Source organism: Paracoccus sp. MC1854 (assembly GCF_014164635.1).
Taxonomy (GTDB): Bacteria; Pseudomonadota; Alphaproteobacteria; order Rhodobacterales; family Rhodobacteraceae; genus Paracoccus.
Map to the genome: position 1 here is coordinate 1 of NZ_JACJFU010000018.1, position 25,213 is coordinate 25,213.

At 66.5% G+C, this 25,213-nt stretch carries 19 protein-coding genes, 1 tRNA gene and 1 pseudogene; 9 read left to right on the top strand and 12 right to left on the bottom strand.

From position 1 onward, the window contains the following. The 9 genes and pseudogenes from H5395_RS12850 to H5395_RS12890 form a co-directional block, all read left to right on the top strand. Window positions 1-194, top strand: a 194-nt coding sequence (locus H5395_RS12850; RefSeq protein WP_182791347.1) for a transposase, incomplete at its 5' end; no start/stop codon positions are given. A 90-nt stretch (window positions 195-284) separates the two neighbouring features. Continuing rightward, window positions 285-833: an aminomethyl transferase family protein gene (locus H5395_RS12855; protein ID WP_182792982.1), complete on the top strand. Its 549-nt coding sequence runs from the start codon at window positions 285-287 to the stop codon at window positions 831-833. Between the two features lie 535 nt (window positions 834-1,368). Further along, window positions 1,369-2,625: a DEAD/DEAH box helicase gene (locus H5395_RS12860; RefSeq protein ID WP_182793024.1), complete on the top strand. Its 1,257-nt coding sequence runs from the start codon at window positions 1,369-1,371 to the stop codon at window positions 2,623-2,625. 250 nt (window positions 2,626-2,875) lie between these two features. Further along, window positions 2,876-4,042, top strand: a complete 1,167-nt coding sequence (locus tag H5395_RS12865; protein WP_182792983.1) for a D-alanyl-D-alanine carboxypeptidase family protein — start codon at window positions 2,876-2,878, stop codon at window positions 4,040-4,042. 12 nt (window positions 4,043-4,054) lie between these two features. Further along, window positions 4,055-4,492: pseudogene (tmk, locus tag H5395_RS12870) on the top strand (dTMP kinase); the annotation flags it as partial. A gap of 308 nt (window positions 4,493-4,800) precedes the next feature. Beyond that, entirely contained in the window at window positions 4,801-5,904 is a 1,104-nt protein-coding gene (locus H5395_RS12875) for a DNA polymerase III subunit delta' (RefSeq protein ID WP_182792984.1), read from the top strand. Between the two features lie 4 nt (window positions 5,905-5,908). After that, window positions 5,909-6,712 carry a TatD family hydrolase gene (locus tag H5395_RS12880; protein ID WP_182792985.1) on the top strand — a complete coding sequence of 268 codons (804 nt, stop codon included), beginning with the start codon at window positions 5,909-5,911 and terminating at the stop codon, window positions 6,710-6,712. Next, window positions 6,709-7,509, top strand: coding sequence for an MBL fold metallo-hydrolase (locus H5395_RS12885; protein WP_182792986.1), 801 nt, complete (start codon window positions 6,709-6,711; stop codon window positions 7,507-7,509). Before H5395_RS12880 ends, H5395_RS12885 begins: the two co-directional genes overlap by 4 nt. Next, the gene (locus H5395_RS12890) at window positions 7,506-8,450 is read left to right on the top strand and encodes an AEC family transporter (RefSeq protein WP_182792987.1); all 945 of its coding nucleotides are present in this window, start codon (window positions 7,506-7,508) and stop codon (window positions 8,448-8,450) included. The genes H5395_RS12885 and H5395_RS12890 overlap by 4 nt, the downstream gene beginning before the upstream one ends. Here the strand turns inward: H5395_RS12890 and H5395_RS12895 are convergent. The 12 genes from H5395_RS12895 to obgE form a co-directional block, all read right to left on the bottom strand. After that, entirely contained in the window at window positions 8,447-9,004 is a 558-nt protein-coding gene (locus H5395_RS12895; RefSeq protein ID WP_182792988.1) for a hemerythrin domain-containing protein, read from the bottom strand. The genes H5395_RS12890 and H5395_RS12895 overlap by 4 nt on opposite strands. Next, window positions 9,001-9,972, bottom strand: a complete 972-nt coding sequence (locus H5395_RS12900; RefSeq protein WP_182792989.1) for an ABC transporter permease — start codon at window positions 9,970-9,972, stop codon at window positions 9,001-9,003. Before H5395_RS12900 ends, H5395_RS12895 begins: the two co-directional genes overlap by 4 nt. 5 nt (window positions 9,973-9,977) lie before the next feature. Beyond that, entirely contained in the window at window positions 9,978-11,273 is a 1,296-nt protein-coding gene (locus H5395_RS12905) for an ABC transporter permease (protein ID WP_182792990.1), read from the bottom strand. Between the two features lie 39 nt (window positions 11,274-11,312). Further along, window positions 11,313-12,386, bottom strand: a complete 1,074-nt coding sequence (locus H5395_RS12910) for an ABC transporter substrate-binding protein (protein WP_182792991.1) — start codon at window positions 12,384-12,386, stop codon at window positions 11,313-11,315. 54 nt (window positions 12,387-12,440) lie between these two features. Further along, a complete protein-coding gene (locus H5395_RS12915; RefSeq protein ID WP_182792992.1) occupies window positions 12,441-13,520 on the bottom strand; it encodes an ABC transporter substrate-binding protein in 1,080 nt (359 codons plus the stop codon). Window positions 13,521-13,582: 62 nt separating this feature from the next. Then, on the bottom strand, window positions 13,583-14,665 hold the full coding sequence (locus H5395_RS12920) for an ABC transporter substrate-binding protein (protein WP_182792993.1): 1,083 nt from the start codon (window positions 14,663-14,665) through the stop codon (window positions 13,583-13,585). Between the two features lie 27 nt (window positions 14,666-14,692). Continuing rightward, window positions 14,693-15,793, bottom strand: a complete 1,101-nt coding sequence (locus tag H5395_RS12925; protein ID WP_255440650.1) for an ABC transporter ATP-binding protein — start codon at window positions 15,791-15,793, stop codon at window positions 14,693-14,695. 199 nt (window positions 15,794-15,992) lie between these two features. Further along, window positions 15,993-16,079, bottom strand: a tRNA-Leu gene (locus tag H5395_RS12930). 49 nt (window positions 16,080-16,128) lie between these two features. Continuing rightward, on the bottom strand, window positions 16,129-19,860 hold the full coding sequence (gene metH / locus H5395_RS12935; RefSeq protein WP_182792994.1) for a methionine synthase: 3,732 nt from the start codon (window positions 19,858-19,860) through the stop codon (window positions 16,129-16,131). 170 nt (window positions 19,861-20,030) lie between these two features. Continuing rightward, window positions 20,031-22,625: a calcium-binding protein gene (locus tag H5395_RS12940; protein ID WP_182792995.1), complete on the bottom strand. Its 2,595-nt coding sequence runs from the start codon at window positions 22,623-22,625 to the stop codon at window positions 20,031-20,033. A gap of 334 nt (window positions 22,626-22,959) precedes the next feature. Next, window positions 22,960-24,078, bottom strand: coding sequence for a glutamate 5-kinase (gene proB, locus H5395_RS12945; RefSeq protein WP_182792996.1), 1,119 nt, complete (start codon window positions 24,076-24,078; stop codon window positions 22,960-22,962). After that, window positions 24,066-25,094 (bottom strand): GTPase ObgE, encoded by a 1,029-nt coding sequence (gene obgE, locus H5395_RS12950; RefSeq protein ID WP_182792997.1) that lies wholly within the window; start codon window positions 25,092-25,094, stop codon window positions 24,066-24,068. Before obgE ends, proB begins: the two co-directional genes overlap by 13 nt. Window positions 25,095-25,213 lie beyond the last annotated feature (119 nt).

The window sequence follows — 25,213 nt, forward strand, 5'->3', positions numbered from 1 at the left end:
GCATTGCTCGGCGGACAGTGGACAGCAGCGAGAGGTTGGGCTGCCACCGCTGGGTCGTCGAACGAACGCTTGCCTGGCTCAACCGCTTCCGCCGTCTGACTATCCGCTATGAGCGACGCGCCGACATCCACGAGGCCTTCGTAATCCTCGGCTGCGCCCTCATCTGCCTCAACCAGATCAGAAGGTTTTGTTAGATGCTCTTAGGCCTCTTTAGTCTTGGCTTCGGTCCATTCCTGGTCTGCTGCTGAGCTTTGTCAGACGCCGGCCCCCGTGACCTGACCTGCATGTGCCGCGTGGCGCAGGACCGGGGGCTGGACGTCACCCTGACCGACGCCTCCGAGGACCGCATCACCATCGGCTTCTGGGGCCCCGAGGCCCGCGCGAAGCTGCAGAAGGTGGTGGAAGACCCCGCCGCGCTGGAACCCGAGGCCTTCCCCTTCGCCGCCCTCCACCCGATCAGGATCGCGGGGCGCGAGGTCACGGCCTTCCGCATCTCCTATGTCGGGGAACGGGGGTGGGAACTGCACATGGCCTACGAGGACGGGCTGGCCGTCTGGGACGCCCTGCGCTCGACCGGCGCCATCGCGGTGGGGATCGAGACCTACGCGAACTCGCGCCGGATGGAGAAAAGCTTGCGGCTGCAGAACGCCGACCTGCGGACGGAATACAACCTGTTCGAGGCGAGCCTTGCCCGGCCGAAGGTGAAAGAGGCAGATTTCCGCGGCAAGGCGAAGCATCTGGAATATGCCGCGCGGGACCACCAGCCGGCGATGCTCTGCACGCTGGTGATGACCGACAACATCGACGGCAACGGGATTGCCCGCTATGCCTGAATGATGCTGCGCGGTTGCCGGACCAGACGCCGGCCGAGGAATCCGGAACTCAAGGGATTCTGACGAAGCTGGCGGAAGCCGCAATCAACCGATCGACCGCCTGCCTGTTTTCCGCCACGTTTTCGGCAGCGGCAACCCTCTGTCCTTGACTTTTCCCCCAGACTGGCCATGTTGTCCCGGTCGCCACCCGCTGCCGCGTGAGCAGCCGCAGGGCATCCTGTTCCCGCCAGGGCCGACGATCAGACTGGTTCCCCATGTCACGCAGGGTTGCCGGCGGGTTTCGTATCTGACCCGCGCCCCTGCCTGCCGCAGCCCCGTGCCGCGGCCTTCCGCGCGTCCCGGTACGAGGGACGGCGACCAAGGACATGAGATGACAGACACCACCACCACCCGTCCGGCACGCGCCCGGACCGACCGCAACCAGCGCGACCACGACAAGCCGCGCTCGGCCGGCTTCGACGCCCGCCGCGGTCCCGGCCGCGCCAAGAAGGCCCGCACCGAACCCGAGCCCTTCATCCGTCGCGCCATCCCGGACATGGACACGCCCTTCACCCGCATGGGCATCGACGCACGCGTGGCGATCAACCTGCCGGAACTGGGCCTGAACGAACCCACCCCGATTCAGACCGAGGCGATCCCGGCGCTGGTCGCGGGCCGCGACCTGCTGGGCCTCGCCCAGACCGGCACCGGCAAGACGGCGGCCTTCAGCCTGCCGATGCTGTCCCGCCTTGTCATCAAGGGCGAGCGGGCCGAGCCGCACAGCTGCAAGGCGCTGATCCTGGCCCCCACGCGGGAACTCGCGACCCAGATCGCCCAGAACGTCGAGGGCTTTGCCCGCGGCACCGGCATCCGCGCCTTCCGCGTGGTCGGCGGCGCCTCGATCAACGTGCAGATCGACCGCCTGTCGCGCGGCGTCGATGTGCTGATCGCGACGCCCGGCCGCCTGATCGACCTGATCGAGCGCAAGGCCGTCCGCTTCGATCAGACCCGCTATCTGGTGCTGGACGAGGCCGACCAGATGCTCGACATCGGCTTCATCCACGCGCTGCGCCGCATCGCCAAGCTGCTGCCGCGCGACCGCCAGACGATGCTGTTTTCCGCCACCATGCCCAAGCTGATGGAGGAACTGGCCGAAAGCTACCTGACCGATCCGGTCCGGGTGGCGGTGGACCCGCCGGGCAAGCCGGCCGAAAAGATCGACCAGGGCGTGCATTTCGTGAACCAGGGCGACAAGGCGGAGCTGCTGACCGAATACCTGTCGAAGTATCCGGGCGAGCTTGCCATCGTCTTCGGACGCACCAAGCACGGGTCCGAAAAGCTGGCCAAGCTGCTGGAGAAGTGGGGCTTCAAGGTGGCCGCCATCCACGGCAACAAGAGCCAGGGCCAGCGGGAACGCGCCTTGGCCTCGTTCCGGGCCGGCGAGACGCAGGTGCTGGTGGCGACCGACGTGGCGGCGCGCGGGCTCGACATCCCGCAGGTGGCGCATATCTACAACTACGACCTGCCGAACGTGCCGGAAAACTATGTCCACCGCATCGGCCGCACCGCGCGGGCGGGACGCGATGGCCGCGCCGTGGCTTTCTGCGCCCCGGCCGAGGCAGGGGAACTGCGAGCGATCGAAAAGGCGATGAAGGCCGCAATTCCGGTGATCGGGGGCGAGCCGCCGGTCGGCATCCCCGCCGCGCCGCGCCCTTCCGGCCGCCCTGCCCGGTCGACCCGTCCCGAGGGACAGCACAAGCGTCCCGCCCGCCGCCCCTCGCGCGCGCCAAAATCGCAGCAGCGCGACGGCTGATTACGGCTCTGAGAACCATCTGGAAAACGCGCCACCGGCGCGTTTTTCACATTGAGGCCTTGTCGCAGGCCGATAGCGGCTGTTCTGTCGCGGCAGAGGGTGGCGGTCGGTCGGGCTGGTCTGCACGCTTCCCGTGCGAACGGCATTCAGCGAATCTTTATCTCTGGATGCAATGACTGCGGGGACGGGCAACGTTGCGGGGCGGAACCGGCTGGGCTAACGCTTGGCCGAAACTGGGAAAGGAAACCTCATGCGCGCGCTCTGGTCCCGTGTTCTCGCCGGAATCGTTGCGGCGGTCGTCCTCGGCCCGCTCGGGGTGGCGGCGCAATCCTTTGACACCAATGCCCAGTCCGCCTGGGTCTATGACGTCGCGACCGGCAGCGTGCTGATGGAAAAGAACGCGCATGAGCCGATGCCGCCCGCCTCGATGTCCAAGCTGATGACCGTCTACATGCTGTTCGAGGCGCTGGATCAGGGCCGCGTGACGCCCGATACGCGCTTTCCCGTGTCCACCAGGGCACGGCAGATGGGCGGCTCGACGATGTTCCTGAACGAACTCGACCGGCCCACGGTGGACGAGCTGATCAAGGGCATCATCGTGCTGTCGGGCAACGACGCCTGCGTCGTGGTGGCCGAAGGGCTGGCGGGAACCGAGGAGGCCTTTGCGCGCGAGATGAACGCCCGCGCGCAGGAACTCGGCCTGCAGGATACGCATCTTGTCAATTCCTCGGGCTGGCCCGCGCCGGGGCACGTCATGTCGGCCAGCGACCTGGGCAAGCTCGCCCAGCATCTGGTCGAGGATTTTCCCAAGCTTTACAGGAACTTCGCCCTGAGCAGCTTTGAGTATGACGGCCGCGCGCCCGCCAATACCCGCAACCGCAACCCGATTCTGGGGCTTGGCATCGGGGCGGACGGGCTGAAGACCGGGCACACGCAAGAGGCGGGCTATGGCCTTGTCGGCTCGGCCGTGCAGGACGGGCGGCGGGTGATCTTCGTGGTCAACGGCCTGCCCTCGGAACGCGCGCGGGCCGAGGAATCCGAACGCATCGTCAACTGGGCTTTCCGGCAGTTCACCATGAAGACAGTGATCCCCAAGGGCGAAACCGTTGCTTGGGCGCCGGTCTGGCTGGGTCAGTCGCGCCGCGTCGCCCTGACCGCGCCCGAGGGCGTGAACGTGCTGATACCCGCGGGCGCGGCCTTGGGCGTGACCGCGGAAGCCGTCTTTGACGGCCCCATCGAGGCGCCGATCGCCGCCGGTCAGCGGGTGGGCGATCTGGTTGTATCCGTGCCTGGCTCGGTCGAATCCCGCCTGCCGCTGGTTGCCGCGACCGAGGTGGCCCGCGCGGGCTTTGTCGGGCGGCTGCAGAACGCCGCCTTCCGGCTGGGCGAGCGCGCCGTGGCCGCTGTCGGCGGCTGAGACGGCGCCACGGTGTTCATCAGCTTCGAAGGCATCGACGGGTCGGGCAAGTCCACCCAGGCGCGGCGGCTGGCCGAAAGCCTGCAGGCCGAGGGCCGCGAGGTCGTGCTGACCCGCGAGCCGGGCGGCTCGCCGGGGGCGGAACAGATCCGCCGCTTGCTGGTCGAGGGCCGCGCCGACCGCTGGTCGCCGGAAACCGAGCTTCTGCTGTTCACCGCCGCCCGCCGCGACCACCTGGAACGCACCATCCTTCCCGCGCTGGATCGCGGCGCCTGGGTGGTGACCGACCGTTTCGCGGATTCCACCCGGGTCTATCAGGGCGTCGCCCGCGCCGATCTGGCGCAAGCTGTCGAGGACCTGCATCGCCTGCTGATCGGGATCGAGCCGGACCGGACCTTCGTGATCGACCTCGACCCCGCCGAGGCGCTCGCAAGGGCGACAGGCCGGATGCCCGCCTCACCCTTCCCCATTGCCCATGATCCCGCTTGGGCCTCGCCGCCCCCTTTGGCCAAGGATGTCGAATCGCCGGTCCCTGCCGGGACCGTCACGCCTGCGGTTGCAGACCGGCAACCTGATCCCTCGCCCCCTCCGGTTGCGGATCTTGCCGCCGAGGACCGCTTCGAGGCCATGGGCCTCGGCTTCCAGACCGCGCTGCGCCAAGGCTTCCAAGATCTCGCCCGCGCCCATCCCAACCGCGTCCGGCTGATTGACGGCAGCGGCCCGGCCGAAGCCGTGGCCGCCCGCGTCAGGGGTGCTTTATGAGCGACGATCCCGATCTCCCGGTTGAATCCGACCGCGTTCCCGGCGCGCCGCACCCGCGCGAGACGCGCCGGCTGGTCGGTCAGGACCCGGCACTTGCCGCCTTCCGAACCGCAGCCGCCTCGGGCCGGATGCATCACGGCTGGCTCATCACCGGCCCCCGCGGCACCGGCAAGGCGACGCTGGCCTGGATCATCGCCCGCTGGCTTCTGGCCGGAACAGGCTCGCCCGACCTGTCGGTGCCCGAGGATCACCCCGTCGCCCGCCGCCTGCGCGCCCTGTCCGAGCCGCGCCTGCATCTGGTCCGCCGCTCTCTCGACGACAAGGGCCGCCTGCGGGCCGAGATCGTGGTCGAGGATATCCGCAAGCTGCTGTCCTTCTTCCACATGAGCGCGGCCGAGGGCGGCCGCCGCGTCGCCATCATCGACGCCGCCGACGACATGAACACCGCCGCCGCCAACGCCGTGCTGAAAATGCTGGAAGAACCGCCCGAGGGCGCGGTCCTGCTGCTGGTAGCGCACCAGCCCGCGCGGCTTCTGCCGACGATCCGCTCGCGCTGCCGCGAGTTGCGGCTGATGCCGCTGTCGCCCGAGGACATGGCGACGGCGCTCGCGCCGCTTGAGGTGGCGGGCAATCCGGCGCGACTGGGGGCGCTGGCAGGCGGTTCGGTCGGCGAGGCGCTGCGGCTTTCGGGCCAGGACGGGCTGGACCGCTATGCCGATCTCGTCGCGCTGTTTGCCCGGCCCGAGATGGACCGGCAGGCCGCCGCTGCCTTCGCGCAGGACGCGGCGGGCCGTCCGGGCGCCGGGGGCGATCCCTTTGACCTGACCATGACACTGCTCGACCGCTTTCTTTCCCGCGCGGCGCGCACCGGGCTGATGGGCGCGCAACTGCCCGAGGCGGCCGAGGGGGAAAGCGCGGTGCTGGCCCGCATCTCGCCCGACGACCGCGCCGCCCGGCACTGGGCCTCTGCGCAGGCCGAACTTTCGGCGCGCGCCCGCGCCGGGCGGGCGGTCAACCTTGACCCTGTGGCGCTGGTGATGGATATGCTCCTGACCCTGGCGCAGACCCCCGGTGCCACCGAGGCGCGGGGCCGAGGATGACGCGATGACCCCGACCGACAATCTTGCGCCGGCATTGGTGGACAGCCACTGCCACCTGGACTTTCCCGATTTCGACGGGCAGCAGACCGATCTGGTTGCCCGTGCCCGTGCCGCCGGCGTCACCCGCATGGTCACGATCTGCACCCGCCTGCGGCTGGAACCGCAGGTCCGCGCCATCGCCGAGGCGCATGAGGGCGTCTTCTACGCCGCCGGCACCCACCCGATGCAGGCGGCCGAGGAACCCCTTGCCAGCGTCGGGGAACTGGCTGTCCTGTCCGCGCATCCCAAGTTCGTCGGCATCGGCGAAACCGGGCTGGATTACCACTATACCGCCGACAGCGCCGCCATTCAGGCCGAAAGCTTGGAAGTCCACATAGAGGCCGCGCGGCAAACCGGGCTGCCGCTGATCATCCATTCGCGCGATGCAGACGACGACATGGCCGCGATCCTGACCCGCGAGCACGCGGCGGGGCCGTTCTCGGCCGTGATGCACTGCTATACCTCGGGGCCGCAATTGGCGCGCACGGCGCTGGACCTCGGCTTCTACCTGTCGATGTCGGGGATCGCGGCCTTCCCCCGCTCGACCGAGATCCGCGAGATCTTCGCGGCCGCCCCCCGCGACCGGGTGCTGGTGGAAACCGACGCGCCCTTCCTTGCGCCCCCGCCCCATCGCGGCAAGCGCAACGAACCGGCCTATGTCGCCCATACCGCCCGCGTCGGCGCCGAGCTTTTCGGCATGACCTTCCCTGAGTTCGCGGTGCTCACCAGCGCCAATTTCGACCGCCTATTCCCCAAGGCCGCCGCATGATCCGCGCGACGATCCTCGGCTGCGGGTCGTCGGGGGGCGTGCCGAGGCTGGGCGGAAACTGGGGCGCCTGCGATCCGGCGAACCCCAGGAACCGGCGCCGGCGCTGCGCGCTGCTGGTCGAACGGCAGGGCGCCGGGGGGGCGACCCGCGTGCTGATCGACACCGGGCCGGACATGGTGCCGCAACTGCTGGACGCGGGCGTAGGACTGCTGGACGGGGTGGTCTGGACCCATCCTCATGCCGACCACATCCACGGCATCGACGACCTGCGCCAGATCGTCCACAACCGGCGATCCATCCTGCCGGGCTGGGCCGACCGGCCCACCACTGCGGCGCTGATGAACCGCTTCGGCTATGCCTTCGAGACGCCGCCCGGATCGCCCTATCCTCCGATCCTTGAACTGCATCTGATCGGCGGTCCCTTCACGATCCACGGCGAGGGCGGCCCGATCCATGTCACCCCCTTCACCGTGGACCACGGCATTCCCGCGCTGGGACTTCGCATCTTTGGGGGTGAGGACGCCCCGGCGCTGGTCTATCTGCCGGACGTGCTGGCGATCCCCGATGACGCCTGGCCCGCGATCATGGACGCAGAGGTCTTCATCTGCGACGCCCTGCGCCGCACGCCCCATCCCAGCCACGCGCATCTGGCGCTGGCGCTGGAATGGATCGAGCGCTCACGCGCCCGGCGTGGCATCCTGACCAACATGCACATCGACCTGGACCATGACGCAGTGATGGCCGAGACGCCCGATCACGTCATCCCCGCCCATGACGGGATGGTCGTCGAGCTTTGAGCGCGCTGTTCGACGTCATCCTGCCGGTCTTCCTGGTGATCGGCGCGGGCTATCTCGTCTCTTGGCGCGGGTGGTTCAGCCCGGCGGGGGTCGACGGGCTGCAGCGCTATGCCCAGAACTTCGCGGTGCCGGTGCTGCTGTTCAGCTCGATGGCGGCGCTGGACCTGTCGGCCGACTTCGATCCATGGCTGTTGCTGGCCTTCTACCTTGGCGCGTTCACCTCGTTCCTGGTCGGCTGGATCGTCGCGTGGCGGGTGATCGGCCGCTCGCCCGAGGATGCCGTCGCCATCGGCTTCGCCTGCCTGTTCTCGAACTCGCTGCTGCTGGGCATCCCGATCATGGAGCGCGCTTACGGTCCGCAGTCGCTGGCCGGCAACTTCACCATCATCGCACTGCACTCGCCCCTGCTTTACACGCTGGGGATCACGGTGATGGAGTTCACGCGCGCCCATGGCAGCGGGGTCTCGCCCGGCCGGGTCGCCCTGCGGGCACTGCACGGGGTCGTGCGGACGCCGCTGGTCATCGGTATCCTTTGCGGGCTGGCGGTGAACCTGCTGACGCAAGGCGGGCTGGTCCTGCCCGAAGGCTTCTGGGCGGCGGTCGAGATGATCGCGCGCTCTGCCCTTCCCGCGGCGCTGTTCGCCTTGGGGGGCGTGTTGCTGCGCTACAAGCCCCAAGGGGACGCGGCGTCCATCGCCCTGATCTGCGGCTGCTCGCTGATCCTGCACCCCGGCCTGACCTATGGGCTGGGGATGATCTTCGGGCTGGATACGGACGGGCTGCGGTCGGCGGTGGTGACGGCGACGATGGCGCCGGGCGTGAACGCCTATCTGTTCGCCAATCTTTACGGCACAGCCATCCGAAGCGCGGCTTCGGCGGTGCTCATTGGCACGGCCCTGTCGATCCTGACGGTCTGGGGCTGGCTGGAGATCCTGCCCTAGACCCGCACCCCGTAGTAGCCAATCGCGGGGCCGATCTCGTCTTCCTCGTAGCGGAAATGCGACCGCACGGCGCGGTCCAGCGCGGCAAAGCGCTCGGCGCAGGCATCGAACCGTGCAGGCGACGGATCCGTGGCCAGCGCATCGGCGGCCTCGGCCAGCACCTCGATCAGATGCTCAAGCCCGCGATGTTCCTGCCGCAGCCGGAACAGCACGGCGTTCAGGACCTCGTTCCCCTGCACTTCCAACTGCGGGTAAAGGTGGAAATCCTTGATCTGGTGATGCGTGGTGATCGCCCGGCAGGATGCCCCGCAGGCCGTCCCGAACAGCCTCAGGTTTTGCGCCATCGGCATCCCGCGCACCGCAGGCGCAAGCTCGCCGGGCTGCCGCAGCCCCGCCCGGATGTCGCCCATCAGCGCGCCCACCGCCGACAGGTCGCGCAGATACAGGCGGTGGATCGCGGCCAGACCCCGGCCGTTCAGTTCCTGAAAAGGGTCCAGCGTGAAGCCGGGCGCGCGGGGGCGGGCGACATCGTCCGCGATCTCCTCGGGCGTCATGAGTGGGTCAACCCGCGCAGCCGCTCGCCCCGGCGGCGCAGCAGTTCCACCGTCGCCAGCAGCGCGATCGAGAAGATCACCAGCAGCGTGGCGACGGCGAGGATCGCCGGGCTGATCTGCTCGCGAATGCCGTTCCACATCTGCCGCGGGATCGTCTGCTGGTCGGGGCCGGCAATGAACAGCACCGCCACCACCTCATCGAACGAGGTGACGAAGGCGAACAGCGCGCCCGAGATCACGCCCGGCAGGATCAGCGGCATCGTGACCTTGAAGAAGGTCGTCCTCGGGTTCGCCCCCAAGGACGCTGCTGCCCGGTTCAACGACTGGTCAAAGCCGATCAGCGTCGCGGTCACGGTGATGATGACGAAGGGAATCCCCAGTGTCGCATGGGCGAGGATCACGCCCAGGTAGGTATTGGCCAGGCAGCCCGAGTTCGACAGCACCGGCGCCAGCAGTCGCCCGAAGGTCGAGGTCGTGTCCACGCAGGCGGACGAATAGAAGAAGAACATCCCTGTCGCGGTGATGATGATCGGCACGATCATGGGCGAGATCAGCACCGCCATGATGATCCGGCGGAACGGCATCTCTTTCCGCGCCAGCCCCAGCGCCGCCAGCGTCCCCAGCACGGTGGCAAGGATCGTCGAGAAGAAGCCGATGATCAGCGAGTTCTTGGCCGCATTGATCCAGCGCGCGTTGTTCCACGCATCCGCCCACCAGCTTGTGTCCCGCGGCGCATCCGGGTTCGCCATGCCGAATGTCAGCAGCGTGTCATACCAGCGCAGGGAATAACCCTCGGGGTCGAAGGAGCGCATCCTGTCGGTGAAGGTGAAATAAGGCTCGGCGTTGAAGCTGAGCGGGATCACCACCACGATCGGCGCGATCAGGAAGAAAAAGATCGCTACGCAGATCGCGATGTAGATCCAGTGCCAGATCCGTTCCAGCGGCGAAGCATAGGTCGGCAGCGCCATTCGGTTCACCCCAGCTTGAGATTGTCGATCCCGACCATGCGGTCATAGACCCAGTAGAGGATGAGGACTCCGGCCAGCAGCAGCGCGGCCAATGCCGCGGCCATCGACCAGTTCAGCGTTTCCGTCATGTGCATGGCGATCATGTTGGAAATCAACTGCCCCGAGGACCCGCCCACCAGCGCCGGCGTGATGTAGTAGCCGACCGCCAGGATGAACACGAGCAGGGCGCCCGCTCCCAGCCCCGGCAGGGTCTGTGGGAAATAGACCCGGCGGAAGGCCGTCCAGCTTGTCGCCCCAAGCGAGCGGGCGGCGCGGACATAGCTGGGATTGATCGTCCGCATCACGGAATACAGCGGCAGGATCATGAAGGGCAGCAGGATATGGGTCATGGCGATGATCGTGCCGGTCCGGTTGTAGATCATCTGCAGCCGCCCGTCCTGCCCGATCATCCCCAGCCAGACGAGGATGTCGTTCACGACCCCCTGCTGCTGCAGCAGGACCATCCAAGCTGTCGTCCGCACCAGAAGCGAGGTCCAGAAGGGCAGCAGAACCAGGATCATCAGCAGGTTCGATTTCCGCGTCGGCAGCGTCGCCAGCAGATGCGCGATGGGGAAACCCAGCACAAAGGTCAGCCCGGTGATCAGCAGCGACAGCCAGAAGGTCCGCATGAACAGCATCCCGTAGACCTGCTGGCGCTCGGGGACGCTGACGATCTCGTTCTGGTCGTTGCGGGTCAGGTCCATTGCGGCCAGGTAGAAATTCGCCGTATAGGCTGTCGAGGCCGAACGCATGGCCCGCCACAGCGTCGGGTCCTGCCACCGAGGATCGACCTCGGTCAACGCCTCGCGGTAAGGTGGCTCGAACCCGCCGCGCGCCTGCCGGCCGGTCGAGGTGAACAGCGAGCGGGTGCCCGGCACGTCATAGTTCATCCGGGTGCCGACGATGCCGATGGTGCGGGCCTCGGCCGCCGCCGTCAGGTCGGCGGTCAGCGCGGCGAAAGCCGTCTCGTCGGGCTGGGTGCCGGGCGGGTTCTCGGCGAACCAGGCGGAAATCTGCGGCATGTTGGCCGCAAAGCCGTCGTTGTACATCGAGCGGTGCAGCATCTGCCCGATCGGAATCACGAAGGTCACGACCACGAACAGCAGCAGCGGCGCCACCAGCAGGAAGGCCCGCCGGCGTGACCGAGCCGAACTGCGGGCCAATGCCCGGGCCAAGGGGCGGCCGTCCGCGGTCGTCAGCATTGCGGGCGCGCCGCCGGCTTTCCTGACGATGGCTGCATGGGGGTCGAGAGCGGTTGCCATGTCGGTCCTATCGCTTTGGCCGCGGTATCGGGCCGGTCGTCATTCGCTGCCCAGCCACGCGGTGAAGCGGGCGCGCAGTTCGGTTTCGTGGTCGGCCCAGAATGCCGGGTCCACGAACAGGGAACTGGTCATGTTGTCGGGTGCGGTTGGCAGGTGCGGACCCATCGGCGTTGTGCCATCGCCTACGAAATTGCCTACCATCGCCTGCGCCGACCGGCGGGGCGGACCATAGGGCAGGATCTCGGCGGCATGGGCCAGCACCTCGGGCGAGGTCGAGAAAGCCACGAAATCCCGCGCGGCCTCAAGGTTCGGCGCACCTTTCGGGATCACCCAGCCCTCGACTTCCAGCATCTGGGCGTCCCACAGGATCGCCAGCGGCAGCCCGTCCACCTGCGCGGCCTTGAAGACGCGGCCGTTATAGGCATGGGCCAGCGCGACCTCGCCATCGGCAAGAAGCTGGATCGGCTGGGCCCCGGCCTCCCACCAGACGATCTCGTCGCGAATGGTGTCGAGCTTCGCCAGCGCGCGTTCCACCCCCTCGGGCGTGGCCAGCACGTCATAGACCTGGTCCAGCGGCACGCCGTCGCCGACCAGCGCGAGTTCCATCGTGAACTGGGGCGTGCGGCCCAGGCCGCGGCGTCCGGGAAAGCGCTGCAGGTCGAAGAAGTCGGCAGCCGTGGCGGGGGGCGTTTCAAGCCGCCCCGCATCATAGGCGATGACGGTCGAATAGATATCCGTGGCGACAAAGCATTCGGTCAGGGTGCCGGGCAGGAAATCCTCGGCCACCGTGCCGTTCGCCGCCGGTGCGAGGCGGGAGGGATCGATCGGCTCGGCATCGCCTTCCTCGCAGAGCCGCATCCCCGCCCCCTGCCCGACGCTGGCGACATCGGCGGAAACGTTGCCGGCCTCGACCTGCGCCTTGACCATTCCGGCAGGGTCATCGGTATCGACGAAGCGCACCGGACGGCCGGTCCGTTCAGTAAAGGGGCGGGCCATCGCGGCATCCTGCAGCGCCGCAAAGTCGCCGCCCCACGAGACGATCACCAGCGGCTTCTGCTGCGCCCAAGCGGGCGCGGCAAGCATCACGGCGGCAAGGATCAGCGATCGGTGCATCGGAATGTCCGGGTTGCAAGGGGCAGCCGGGGCGCGAACGCCCCCGCCATCATGTCAGCCAGCAAGCCAGGCGTTGAAGCGTTCCGTCAACTCGGTGCCATGGTCGGCCCAGAAGCCGGCGTCGTTGACCAGCGCGCTTTCGGCGTTCTCAGGGGTGGTCGGCAGGTAGGGCGCCATCTCGGTGGTCCCGTCCTTGTAGGTGCCGACGCTGGCCGCCGCCGATTTGCGCGGCGGGCCATAGGCGATGTATTTCGACAGGTCTGCCTGCCGCGCCGGGTCCGAGGCAAAGGCGATGAACTGCATCGACTTCTCGACATCCGGCGCGCCCCTCGGCACCACCCAGTAATCCATGTCCAGGTTCGCGCCGTCCCAGATAAAGGCGAAAGGCTTCCCTTCCTCGACAATGGCGTCGAAGATCCGACCGTTATAGGCCAGCGTCATCGAGACCTCCCTGTCGGCCAGCAGTTGCGGCGCCTGCGCGCCTGCCTCCCACCAGACCACCTGGTCCTTGATCGTGTCCAGCTTGGCAAAGGCGCGGTCCACGCCCTCGGGCGTCGAAAGCACGTCATAGACTTGGTCGGGCGGCACGCCGTCGCCCAGCAGGGCGAATTCCAGCGCATATTTCGGGCGCTTGATGATGCCGCGCTTGCCGGGGAACTGCGCCGTGTCAAAGAAATCCGCGACAGTCGCGGGCGCGCCGTTCGGGAAAGCCTCGGTGTCATAGGCGATCACGGTCGACCACACCATGATGGCGGTCGCGCAGTCATGCAGCGCCTGCGGCAGGTAGTCGTCGGCAGCGGTGGTCCCGTCCGCCGCGGCGGGCAGCGTCGCCGGGTCGATCGGCTCGATCAGCCCCTCGTCGCACAGGCGGATCACGTCCGACTGCTCGACGTCATAAACGTCGCTGGTGACGTTGCCGGCCTCGACCTCGGCCTTCAGCTTGGCCGGAGGGTCCGAGTTGTCGACCATGTTGGCCTGGATGCCGGTCGCCTCGGTGAAGGGCCGGGCGAAGGCCTGGTTCACCGCCTCGCCGAAGGCGCCGCCATAGGTAGTGATGTTGATTGAATCCTGCGCCTGCGCCGCGCCCGCGAGGGCCAGCGCCAAAGCCGTTCCCGCGATCAGGTTCCGTGCCATGTCCGCTCTTTCGCAACCATAAGGGTGAAGGCGGCGCCATGCCCGGCGCCGCCGCAGGACCGTCAACCGGCCAGCCAGGCGTTGAAACGCTCGCTCAGTTCGCCGTCGTGATCGACCCAGAAGTCGAGGTTCGAGGCGATCCCCTGTTCGAGGTTCTCGGGCGAGGTCGGCAGGTGCGGCGACATCGGGGTTTCGGTGCCCGCGACATTGCCGACCAGCGACGACGACGACCGGCGCGGAGGGCCGTAGCTGATATGCTCGGCGGCCTTGGCAAGCTGCTCGGGGCGGGTCGAGAACTCGATGTATTTCAGCGCGTTTTCCATGTTGGGCGCGCCCTTGGGGATGACCCAGCCTTCCATCTCGTAGATCTGGCCGTTCCAGATGATGTTGAAGGGCTTGTTCTCGCCAATGGCGGCGTTGAAGATCCGGCCGTTGAAGGCAAAGGCCATCGTGACCTCGCCATCCGCCAGCAGTTGCGGCGGCTGGGCGCCGGCTTCCCACCAGATCACGTCGTTCTTGATCGTGTCGAGCTTGGCAAAGGCGCGATCCACGCCCTCGGGCGTCGCCAGCACGTCATAAACCTCGGCCGGGGGGACGCCATCGGCCATCAGCGCCAGTTCCAGGTTGAACTTGGCCCCTTTCCGCATGGTGCGCTTGCCGGGGAAGGCGGCGGTGTCGAAGAAATCGGCCGGGGATGCCGGCTTGGCGTCGGGGAACTTGCTGTCGTCATAGGCCAGCACCATCGAATAGACATCGGTCGCCACGAAGCAATCCGTCAGCGCGCCCTCGATGAAATCCTCCTCGGCCGAGGTGCCGTCGGCAGCCGCGCTGAGGATCGACGGATCGATCTCTTCCAGCGCGCCCTCGTCGCAAAGCCGAACAGCGTCGGCATATTCGACCGAGGCCACGTCGGCGGTGACGTTGCCCGCCTCGACCATCGCCTTGATCGGGGTCGCTGGGTTGTCGGCGTCGGCCACGGTGATGCGGATGCCGGTCTCGGCCTCGAAGGGCGCGTTATAGGCGATGGCATGGGACTGGCCGTAGGCCCCCCCCCAGTCCAGAACGTTCAGCACGCCGCCGCTTTGGGCAAAGGCCGCCGAGCCAAGACCGACCAGCGCGGTCGTGGCGATCAGAAGTTTCTTCATGTCTTTCCTCCCTTTATTGTTATTCATTCAAACCGGATCGAGCGCCCGCGCATCCTGCGGGTTCCAGCCGATGCGGATATGCTGGCCGGGCTGCAGACGGGTCTGGCCCAGCGTGTTGCGGAATTTCATCACGAAGTCGTCGCTGCCCGCGACCTTCATCCGCGCCCGCAGGATATCACCCATGTAGATCACGTCGCGCACCTCGGCGTCGATCGTATGGGTGCCCGCGGGCATCAGGTCGGGCTTGAACTCGACCCGTTCCGGGCGGATCGAGACCATCGTCTGCTGCCCCACCTCACGGATGTTGACGGCAGTGGCGTCGATCAGCTCGCCCGTCGCCAACCGAACCTCGGCGCGTTGGCCATCCAGTTTCTCGATCGTGCCGGACAGCTTGTTGTTTTCCCCGATGAACCCGGCAACAAAGCTGTTTTCCGGCTGTTCATACAGCACCGAGGGCGGCGCGAGCTGCTGGATGCGCCCGTCGTTGAAGACGGCGATGCGGTCCGACATCGTCAGCGCCTCGCCCTGGTCATGGGTCACATAGACGACCGTGATCCCGAGATTGTCATGCAGCGACTTGATCTCATACTGCATATGCTCGCGAAGCTGCTTGTCCAGCGCGCCCAGGGGTTCATCCATCAGCACAAGCTGCGGGTCGAAGACCAGCGCGCGGGCCAAGGCGATCCGCTGCTGCTGACCCCCCGAAAGCTGCGCCGGACGGCGGTTGCGGAAGCGGCCCATCTGCACCATGTCCAGCGCCCGGATGATCCGGCTTTCGCGTTCGGCCTTGCCCATGCCGCGCACTTCAAGCGGAAAGGCCAGATTCTCGCCCACCGTCATGTGCGGGAACAAGGCGTAGTTCTGGAACACCATCCCGATGCCGCGCTTGTGCGGCGGCACGTCGTTGATGTTGCGATCCCCCAGCCTGATCTCGCCATGGGTCGCTGTCTCGAAGCCCGCCAGCATCATCAGGCAGGTGGTCTTGCCGGAACCGGACGGCCCCAGCATCGTCAGGAACTCGCCCTTGCCGATCGACAGATTGAGGTCTTTCACCACAAGCGTCTGGCCGTCGTAACTTTTCTGGACGTGGTCGAAGACGACGAATCCGTCATTGCCGGTCGGGGTCAAGGCGTCTGCTCCCTGTCTTCCTGTTCTTTGTTGCGTCACTCTATGCAACGGAAACGCAAAGCTGCAACGTGATAATGCGGCAGGTTTTACCGGGCGTGGCACGGACCGGAAACTTGCCGGATGCAAGGGCATCCTGCCGGACAGCACGGCATTCCACGCCCGGGACATGAAAAAGGCGCCCCGAGGGGCGCCCTTGTCATGGTGCGGTCGAAAAGACTCGAACTTTCACTCCGGTTAAGGAACAGCGACCTCAACGCTGCGCGTCTACCAATTCCGCCACGACCGCATTCCGTGGTGGGCGTGACATAGCCGCGCCCGCCGCGTTTGAAAAGGGGTCATTCGGCGGCGATCACCGCGCCGGGCACATAATTCAGCACGGGCGCGAGCCAGCGTTCCGCCTCGGCCAGGCTCATCTCCTTGCGGGCGGCATAGTCGGCAACCTGGTCAGCCTCGACCTTGGCGACGCCGAAGTAATAGGCATCCGGGTGCGCGATATAGAGGCCCGAGACGGAAGACCCCGGCCACATCGCCATCGACTCGGTCAGTTCAACCCCCGTCGCGGCGGTGGCGTCCAGCAGGTCGAAAAGCGTGCGCTTCTCGGTATGGTCGGGCTGGGCAGGATAGCCGGGCGCGGGGCGGATGCCGCGATAGGGTTCGGGGATCAGTTCCACAGGCGTGAAGGACTCGTCGGGGGCATATCCCCAGAACTCGCGCCGCACCCGTTCGTGGACCATCTCGGCCAAGGCCTCGGCGAAGCGGTCGGCCAGAGCCTGCAGCAGAATCGCCGAGAAATCGTCATGCGCATCCTTGAACGCCTGCACGCGGGCTGATTCGTCGCCTGCTGTCACGACAAAGCCACCGATCCAGTCGGGCTGCCCTTCCGGCGCCACGAAATCCGCCAGCGCAACGTTCGGCCGCCCGTCGCGCTTGGTCACCTGCTGGCGCAGCGTGTGCATCGTGGCAAGCTCGGTCCCGCGATCCTCGCCCGTCCACAAGCGGATGTCGTCGCCGACGCGGTTCGCGGGCCAGAAACCCACCACGGCCCGAGGGCTGAGCCACTTTTCCTCGACAATCTGCTTCAGCATCGCCTGCGCATCCGCGAACAGCGCGCGGGCGGCCTCGCCCTGAGCAGGATGGTCCAGCAGCTTGGGATATACGCCCTTCATCTCCCAAGTCTGGAAGAACGGCGTCCAGTCGATGTAGCGGGCGGCCTCGGCCAGATCCCAGCCATCAAGGGTCTTCGTGCCGACGAACTGCGGCGGCGTCGCCTCGTAGGCCGACCAGTCAACCTTCACCGCATTCGCCCGCGCATCCTCGATCGACAGCCGGGCACGCTTGTCGTCGCCACGGTTATAGCGGGTGGCAACCTCCTGATATTCATTTCTCACATTGCTGATGTAGCTGATCTTTTCGTCCGACAGCAGGTTCGAGACGACGCCCACGGCACGGCTTGCATCGGTGACATAGACGGTCTGGCCCTTGTGATAGCGCGGGTCGATCTTGACTGCCGTATGCACCCGGCTGGTCGTCGCGCCGCCGATCAGCAGCGGAATGTCGAAGCCCTCGCGTTCCATTTCCGCGGCGACATGCACCATTTCGTCCAGGCTGGGCGTGATGAGGCCGGAAAGGCCGATGATGTCCACCTTCTCGGCCTTGGCGGTCTCAAGGATCTTCTGCGCCGGGACCATCACACCGAGGTCGATGATCTCGTAGTTGTTGCAGGCGAGGACCACGCCGACGATGTTCTTGCCGATGTCATGGACGTCGCCTTTCACGGTCGCCATCAATATCTTGCCCGCGGAACTTGAAGCTCCGTCAGATTTTTCCGCCTCCATGTATGGCAGAAGGTGGGCGACGGCCTGCTTCATCACACGGGCGGATTTCACCACCTGCGGCAGGAACATCTTGCCCGCGCCGAACAGGTCGCCCACGACGTTCATCCCCCCCATCAGCGGGCCTTCGATGACGTGCAGGGGGCGGGCGGCGACCAGCCGCGCTTCTTCGGTGTCCTCGGTGATGAACTCGGTGATGCCGTTGACCAACGCGTGTTCCAGCCGCTTGTCCACCGGCCATTCGCGCCAGCGCAGGTCTTTCTCGCGCGCCTTGGCCCCCCCTTCGCCCTTGTAGCGCTCGGCCAGTTCCAGCAGCCGCTCGGTCGAATCCGCACGGCGGTTCAGGACCACGTCCTCGCAGGCCTCGCGCAGTTCCGGGTCGATCTGGTCATAGACGGCAAGCTGCCCCGCGTTCACGATCCCCATGTCCATGCCGGCCTGGATCGCGTGATACAGGAAGACGGCGTGCATCGCCTCGCGCACCGGCTCGTTGCCGCGGAAGCTGAAGGACAGGTTCGAGACGCCGCCCGAGACATGGACATGCGGCAGTTGCTGCCGGATGCGGCGCGTGGCGTTGATGAAATCTACGCCGTAGTTGTCGTGTTCCTCAATCCCCGTGGCGACTGCGAAGATGTTGGGGTCGAAGATGATGTCCTCGGGCGGGAAGCCCACCTCGTTCACCAGCAGGTCATAAGCGCGGGCGCAGATTTCGACCTTGCGGTTTTCCGTGTCGGCCTGCCCCGTCTCGTCAAAGGCCATGACGACAACCGCCGCGCCATAGCGGCGGCAAAGGCGGGCGTGGTGCAGGAACGCCTCCTCGCCCTCCTTGAGGCTGATCGAGTTCACGATTGCCTTGCCTTGGGTGCATTTCAGCCCGGCCTCGATCACCTCCCATTTCGACGAATCGATCATCAGCGGCACGCGGGCGATGTCGGGTTCCGCCGCGATCAGGTTCAGGAAGGCGGTCATGACGGCGGCCGAATCGATCAGCCCTTCGTCCATGTTCACGTCGATGATCTGGGCGCCGTTTTCCACCTGGTCCCGCGCGACCTCCAGCGCGGCCGGATAGTCGCCCGCAGTGATCAGCTTGCGGAAGCGGGCCGAGCCGGTGACGTTCGTCCGTTCCCCCACGTTCACGAAGGGGATCGCATCGGTCTTGACGAAAGGCTCCAGCCCCGACAGCCGCAGTTGCGGCGCGATCTCGGGCACCGAACGGGGGACCTTACCCGCCACGGCTTCGGCAATCGCGGCGATATGTTCGGGCGTCGAGCCGCAGCAGCCGCCGACGATGTTGACCAGCCCTTCCTCGGCAAAGCCGCCGATTTGGGCAGCCATCAGCGTGGGCGTCTCGTCATAGGCCCCCATCTCGTTCGGCAGGCCCGCGTTCGGATAGGCGCAGACCAGCGTATCCGCGACCTCGGACAATTCCGCCAGATGCGGGCGCATCGCATCCGCGCCCAGCGCGCAGTTCAGCCCCACCGTCAGCGGCCGCGCGTGGTGGATCGAGTGCCAGAAGGCCGTTGGCGTCTGCCCCGACAGCGTCCGCCCCGACAGGTCGGTGATCGTGCCCGAGATCATCACGGGCAGGATCAGGCCGGTGTCCTCGAACACCTCTTCGGCGGCAAAGATCGCGGCCTTGGCGTTCAGCGTGTCGAAGATCGTCTCGATCAGGATCAGATCGGCCCCGCCCGCGATCAGCCCCTGGATCTGCTCGGCATAGGCCACGCGCAGCTGGTCGAAGCTGACCGCGCGGAAGCCGGGGTTGTTGACGTCGGGGCTGAGCGAGGCCGTCCGGTTCGTCGGTCCCAGCGCGCCGGCAACCCAGCGCATCCGCCCGTCCTGCGCCGTCGCCCGGTCCAGCGCCCGCCGCGCCAGCGCCGCGCCCTCGCGGTTCAGGGCGAAAACCCGTTCCTGCATCCCGTAATCGGCCTGCGCGATCGAGGTCGAGGAAAAAGTGTTCGTCTCGACGATATCCGCTCCGGCGAGTGCGTATCGGAAATGGATTTCCTCGATCGCCTCGGGCTGGGTCAGGTTCAGAAGGTCGTTGTTGCCCTTCTGCGGATGGTCCGAATGAAGATGACAGGCGCATCCCCCTGCCCGGTTCGTCTCTCCCTGAAAGTCATCCTCGGACAGGCCGAGTTGCTGGATCTGCGTGCCCATCGCCCCGTCGAGGATCAGGATGCGCGCTTGGGCGGCGGCGCGGATGGCATCGAACACAGGGGACAACTTGGGCATGACGGACCTCGGGCAATTACCGGTCCGGTATAGCGGGCAAAGAAGGAAAGGTGAAACTCATGTCTTGCAGATAAGACATGAACTCAGCTCATGATAAACCATGGCGCCATTGCCGGGCACGGGCATTGGCGCCATGTCGCGCGCAAGATCAGCCTTCCTGCGACGCCGGCCTAAACGAAATCAAGCGGATCATGGTTCTTGAAGATATAAACGTCGTCGCCGACCTTCATCACCGTGTCGGGACCGGCGGCATGAAGACCCCCGAACACCCGCATCTCCATGATCGCCTTCAGCCCGAAGGTGCCGCCGATGCTGATACTGTCAACGCCGATCTCGAAATCGGTGAAGGTCGCCCTGCTCTGCCCCGAGGAATGGATGTTCAGAAAGACGAAGTGATCGGCCCCCGCGCCCCCGGTCAGGAAACTGGTGCTGGTGCCGCTCATGTTGCAGACGAACCGGTCGTTTCCGTTGCCGCCATCCAGGTAGTCGGTCCCCGCGCCACCGTCGAGATAGTCGTCGCCGTCCCCGCCGTTCAGCACATCATTGCCGTTGTTGCCGTAAAGCGTGTCATCGCCCGACTGGCCATGCAGGGTGTCGTTGCCCTCACCGCCATGCAGGGTATCGGCATGATTGCCGCCAAGCAGCAGGTCGTGACCGCCATTGCCGATCAGCCGGTCGTCGCCGTCGCCGCCGGTGATCGTGTCGTTGTCGGCGTTTCCGTCGATCACGTCGGCGCCGTCGCCTCCGTCCAGGCTGTCATGCCCGCCGCCGCCAAGGAGTTCGTCATCGCCGGCATCGCCATGGATGGTGTCGTTCCCGACCGCGCCCAGAAGCCGGTCGTCCCCCGCTCCTCCGCGGATCAGGTCGTTGCCGTTGCCGCCGTCCAGCGTATCCGCGCCGTCATTCCCCCATAGGGTATCGTTGCTGGCCCCCGCGGCGATGTGGTCATCGCCGGCACCGCCTTCCAGCCAGTCATTGCCGGTGCTGCCGGTGATGGTGTCGTCGCCCCCAAGCCCGTGCACGCGCCCGCCGTCGCGGGTGAAACGCTCGCCCTGGATGTCCTGGAAGCCGACCGCGATGCTGTCCGCGTCTTCCGTGCCCTGGATGATCCCGTCCGGCCGGCGGAGGTTCATCAGGATCACCTGGCCCGCCCCCCAGTCCAGCATCATGTCATCGACGACGCCATCGCCGTCATGGTCCAGGTATTGTCCCGCTTCCATGATGCGATCGCTGCCCCAGAGCTGCCCGCCCAGTGTCAGCCGGTCCCCCTGATCATGGCGCAGATCCGTGATCACGGCCTTGCCGGCCGACAGGATGAACTGATCGGCACCGCGTCCGCCGGTCAAAATGTCGCTGCCCGCGCCATCGTGCAGCACGTCGTCCCCGTCGCCGCCCGACAGCACGTCATCCCCCGCGCCGCCATGCAGCGTATCATCGTCGCCCTGCCCGAAAAGATAGTCGCGCCCAGAGGTTCCGGTCAGGACATCGTTCCCCCGGCCGCCATAAAGCATGTTCATCGCCTGATCGATGGCCGTCAGCGTGTCGTTGCCACCATGGCCGGCAGCATAGCCAAGGCCTTTCAGGTTCAGCCAGGTGCCATCTTCGGCATAAACGTTGCCTGGCAGCAGCGTGGCGGTGATCCGGTCGTTGCCGGCGCGGGCCGGATCATTCTCATCCAGCAGAAAGCCGTTCATCCCGTGGGCATAGCTGTCGGGATGCTGGAAGTTGATGAAGCGACCGTTGTTGATGGTGACAAAGGACGAGCCGCTGGTCTCGGCCCCCGGGAACCAGCCAAGGCCGATCCCGGCATCGGCAAACACCTCATAGGCGCGCGCCATCCAGAAGGACACGTCGCCCGAGCGAACATCGTTTACTGCCGAGCCAAGCGCATTTGTCTCGGTCAGGATCACGTCATCATCGCCCAAGGCCGCATACTGCTGGCGGATGAAGGACTCGAAGCCCTCGATCTCCTGCCCGGCAGAGCGGGTCCAGTGGGGATAGAGATGCGCCGACCAGACCAGATCCGCGCCCGCGGCCTGCCGGATCTGGTCGAGAACGCTGCGCCCGTCTTCGCTGGACGCGGTTCTGGCCAGAACGTCGAACTGGGCGGAATACATCCACCCGCCGATCATGATCTTCGCGTCGGAATGCGCATCGACCAGCGCCGCGAATTCGGCCATGTGGTCGCCGTAGAGCCGCACGAACTCGCCGGTGCCGCCGGCGAGGTTTTCCGCGCGTCCGTAGGCCGCAGGCTCGTTCGCGGCCTCAAGCGCGTAGATGGCCGCGTCCACGACGGGGTGGCGGTCGAGCCAGGCGAACATCCTTTCCCATGACCCGATCATCCGGTCGTGGACCGATCCGCCCAGCGCGTCGCGCATCTGCGCCAGATCGGCGCTGTTGTTCTCGCCCAGTTGCTGCGTCTCGCCGTCGGCATAGACCATGACGATCCCGAACCCCTGTCGCGCGGCTTCGACAAGGAAGCGTTCGTACATGGGATCGAGGCTTCCATCCGCGTTGAACGAATAGGCGTTGAACGGAAGCCGCAGGGTGCTCACATCCGGCAGGCTCTGCCGCAGCAACCGGGCATAAGCCTCGGGCTGGTTTTCCATCCCCATGGGGCGCGTCTGGAACTGCGACTGCCAGATATAGTATTTTTCGTTGCCGGCGATATTGCCCGCGTATGTGCCATTGGCCCTATCTGCCCACATGACCTCTTCGGCCATGACCTGCAGGTTGATCATGTTGATATGAGCAGTAGCTGACATGGACAGCCTCTTTTCTATCTTAGGTTGATTCTTTCGATTATTCTGCCCTTATAGTTGTGAAGGTTAGGTAAGACACGTTAATGGATAGTTAAAACTATAATAAACAACTTTAAGTTGCGATCCATGAACAAGCTGCTGAAAGCCTTCGCAGAGGCAGTTCAGAATGCAGGTATCCGGCCTCAAATTATTGATATATTAAGATCATTCCTGCAGTCATGCGCAGGAAGAACGATGACCTTCTCTGCGGCACCCGACGAAGCCGGACAGAAGTGCATGGGATTTTAGGCAGAACAGCGCCGTGCCGTTCCGCGGCAGCCTGGCCGTGAACCGCGCTTCAGCGGTTCACGGCCATGTCGTCGCGGTGAACAAGGGCCGCGCGGACCTGTTCGCCCAGAAGCGCGGCGATCTCATTGCTGCGCTTGCCCGCGATCTGCACGGCGTCGGTCGAATCGTACCGTGCCAGTCCCTGTCCCAGTGCAGCGCCGGACGGCCCGCGGATCAGCACCGGATCGCCGCGATGGAAGACTCCGGTGACCTGCCGCACCCCGGCGGGCAGCAGCGAGCGGCCATCCGCCAGCGCCCGCGCCGCGCCCTCGTCCACGATCAGCTCGCCCCGCGGCTTCATCGCCGCGATCCACCGCTTGCGGGCGGCCTGAGGGTCGCCTTCTGGCAGGAACCACGTCACCCGCGCGCCATCGGCCACTGCCGACAGCGGCCGCATCACGGCCCCTTGGGCGATCGCCATTGCGCAGCCGCCGGAAACGGCGGTGCGCGCGGCCATCAGCTTGGTCTTCATCCCGCCCTTGGACAGCCCGGACACGGGCTCGCCGCCCATGGCCTCGATCTCGGGTGTCAGCGCCTCGACCACGGGAAGATGCCGGGCCGAGGGGTCGATCCGGGGATTCGCCGTGTAAAGCCCGTCCACGTCCGACAGCAGCAGAAGCTGGTCCGCCCCGCAGGTCACGGCGATCTGCGCGGCCAGCCGGTCGTTGTCGCCATAGCGGATCTCGTCGGTCGCCACGGTGTCGTTCTCGTTGACGATGGGCACCACGCCCAGGCCCAGCAGGGTTTCCATCGTCGCGCGACTGTTGAGGTAACGGCGGCGGTTCTCGGTATCCTCCAGCGTCACGAGGATCTGCGCGGTGGTCACGCCATGGGGGGCCAGCATCTCCTCATAGGCGCGGGCAAGCCGGATCTGGCCCACGGCAGCGGCGGCCTGCGATTGTTCGAGCGTCAGCGCACCCGAGGGCAGGCCCAGCACCCGGCGCCCCAGCGCGATGGACCCCGACGACACCAGCACCACGTCGCTGCCCCGCTGCCGCCACAGCGCCACGTCCTCGCAGAGCGCCCGCAGCCAGTCGGCGCGCAGCCCCTCGAACCCGACCAGCAGGGCGCTGCCGATCTTGATGACCAGACGCCGCGCCTTCGCGATGTCAGGCGTCACGGCTGCCATGTCGTCGTTTTCTCGACCTTCGGCGCGCGGGTCGGCACGATCTTCTCCCACAAGGCGCGCAGCACCTCGGTCAGCCCCTCGCGCGAGACACCGGACATGGACAGCACCTGCCCGCCGACTTCCGCCTGCAGGGCGGCCAGACGCTCGGCCCGGGTCTCTTCGTCCAGCGCGTCGATCTTGTTCAGGACGGTGATGCGCGGCTTCTCGGCCAGAACCGGCGAATAGGCCTCAAGCTCGGTCAGGATCGTGCGGGCATCCGCCGCCACCTCCTCGGACGTGCCATCCACCAGATGCAGCAGCACGTTCGAGCGTTCCACATGGCCAAGGAACTGGTCGCCCAGACCCTTGCCCTCGCTGGCCCCTTCGATCAGCCCGGGAATGTCGGCCATCACGAACTCATGCCCGTCGATGCCGACCACGCCGAGGTTAGGGACCAGCGTGGTGAAGGGATAGTCCGCGATCTTGGGCCGGGCGTTCGACACGGCGGCCAGAAAGGTGGACTTGCCCGCGTTGGGCAGCCCCACCAGCCCCGCATCGGCGATCAGCTTCAGCCGCAGCCACAGCGTCCGTTCCACCCCCGGCAGGCCGGGGTTGGCATGACGCGGCGCGCGGTTGGTCGAGGACTTGAAATACAGGTTCCCGAAGCCGCCGTTGCCGCCCTTGGCCAGCAATACGCGCTGCCCGGCCTCGGTCAGGTCGGCGATCACCGTCTCCTGATCCTCGTCGAGGATCTCGGTCCCGACCGGCACCTTCAGCACGATATCGTCTCCGCTCGCGCCGGTGCGCTGCGCCCCCATGCCGTGCTGGCCGGATTTCGCAAAGAAATGCTGCTGATAGCGGAAGTCGATCAGGGTGTTCAGCCCCTCGACCGCCTCAGCCCAGACATCGCCGCCGCGACCGCCGTCGCCGCCATCCGGGCCCCCGTATTCGATGAACTTCTCGCGCCGGAAGGACACCGCGCCCGCGCCGCCGCCGCCCGAGCGGATATAGACCTTGGCAAGATCGAGGAACTTCATGGACGGCATCTCCGGCTGTTGCGCATGGGGATACGCGGCCCGTCTTCACCACGCAAGGCAAAGGCCGCCTCCCTGCCGGGCTTCTTCTTCGCCTAAATATCCCGGGGTGAGGGCCGCAG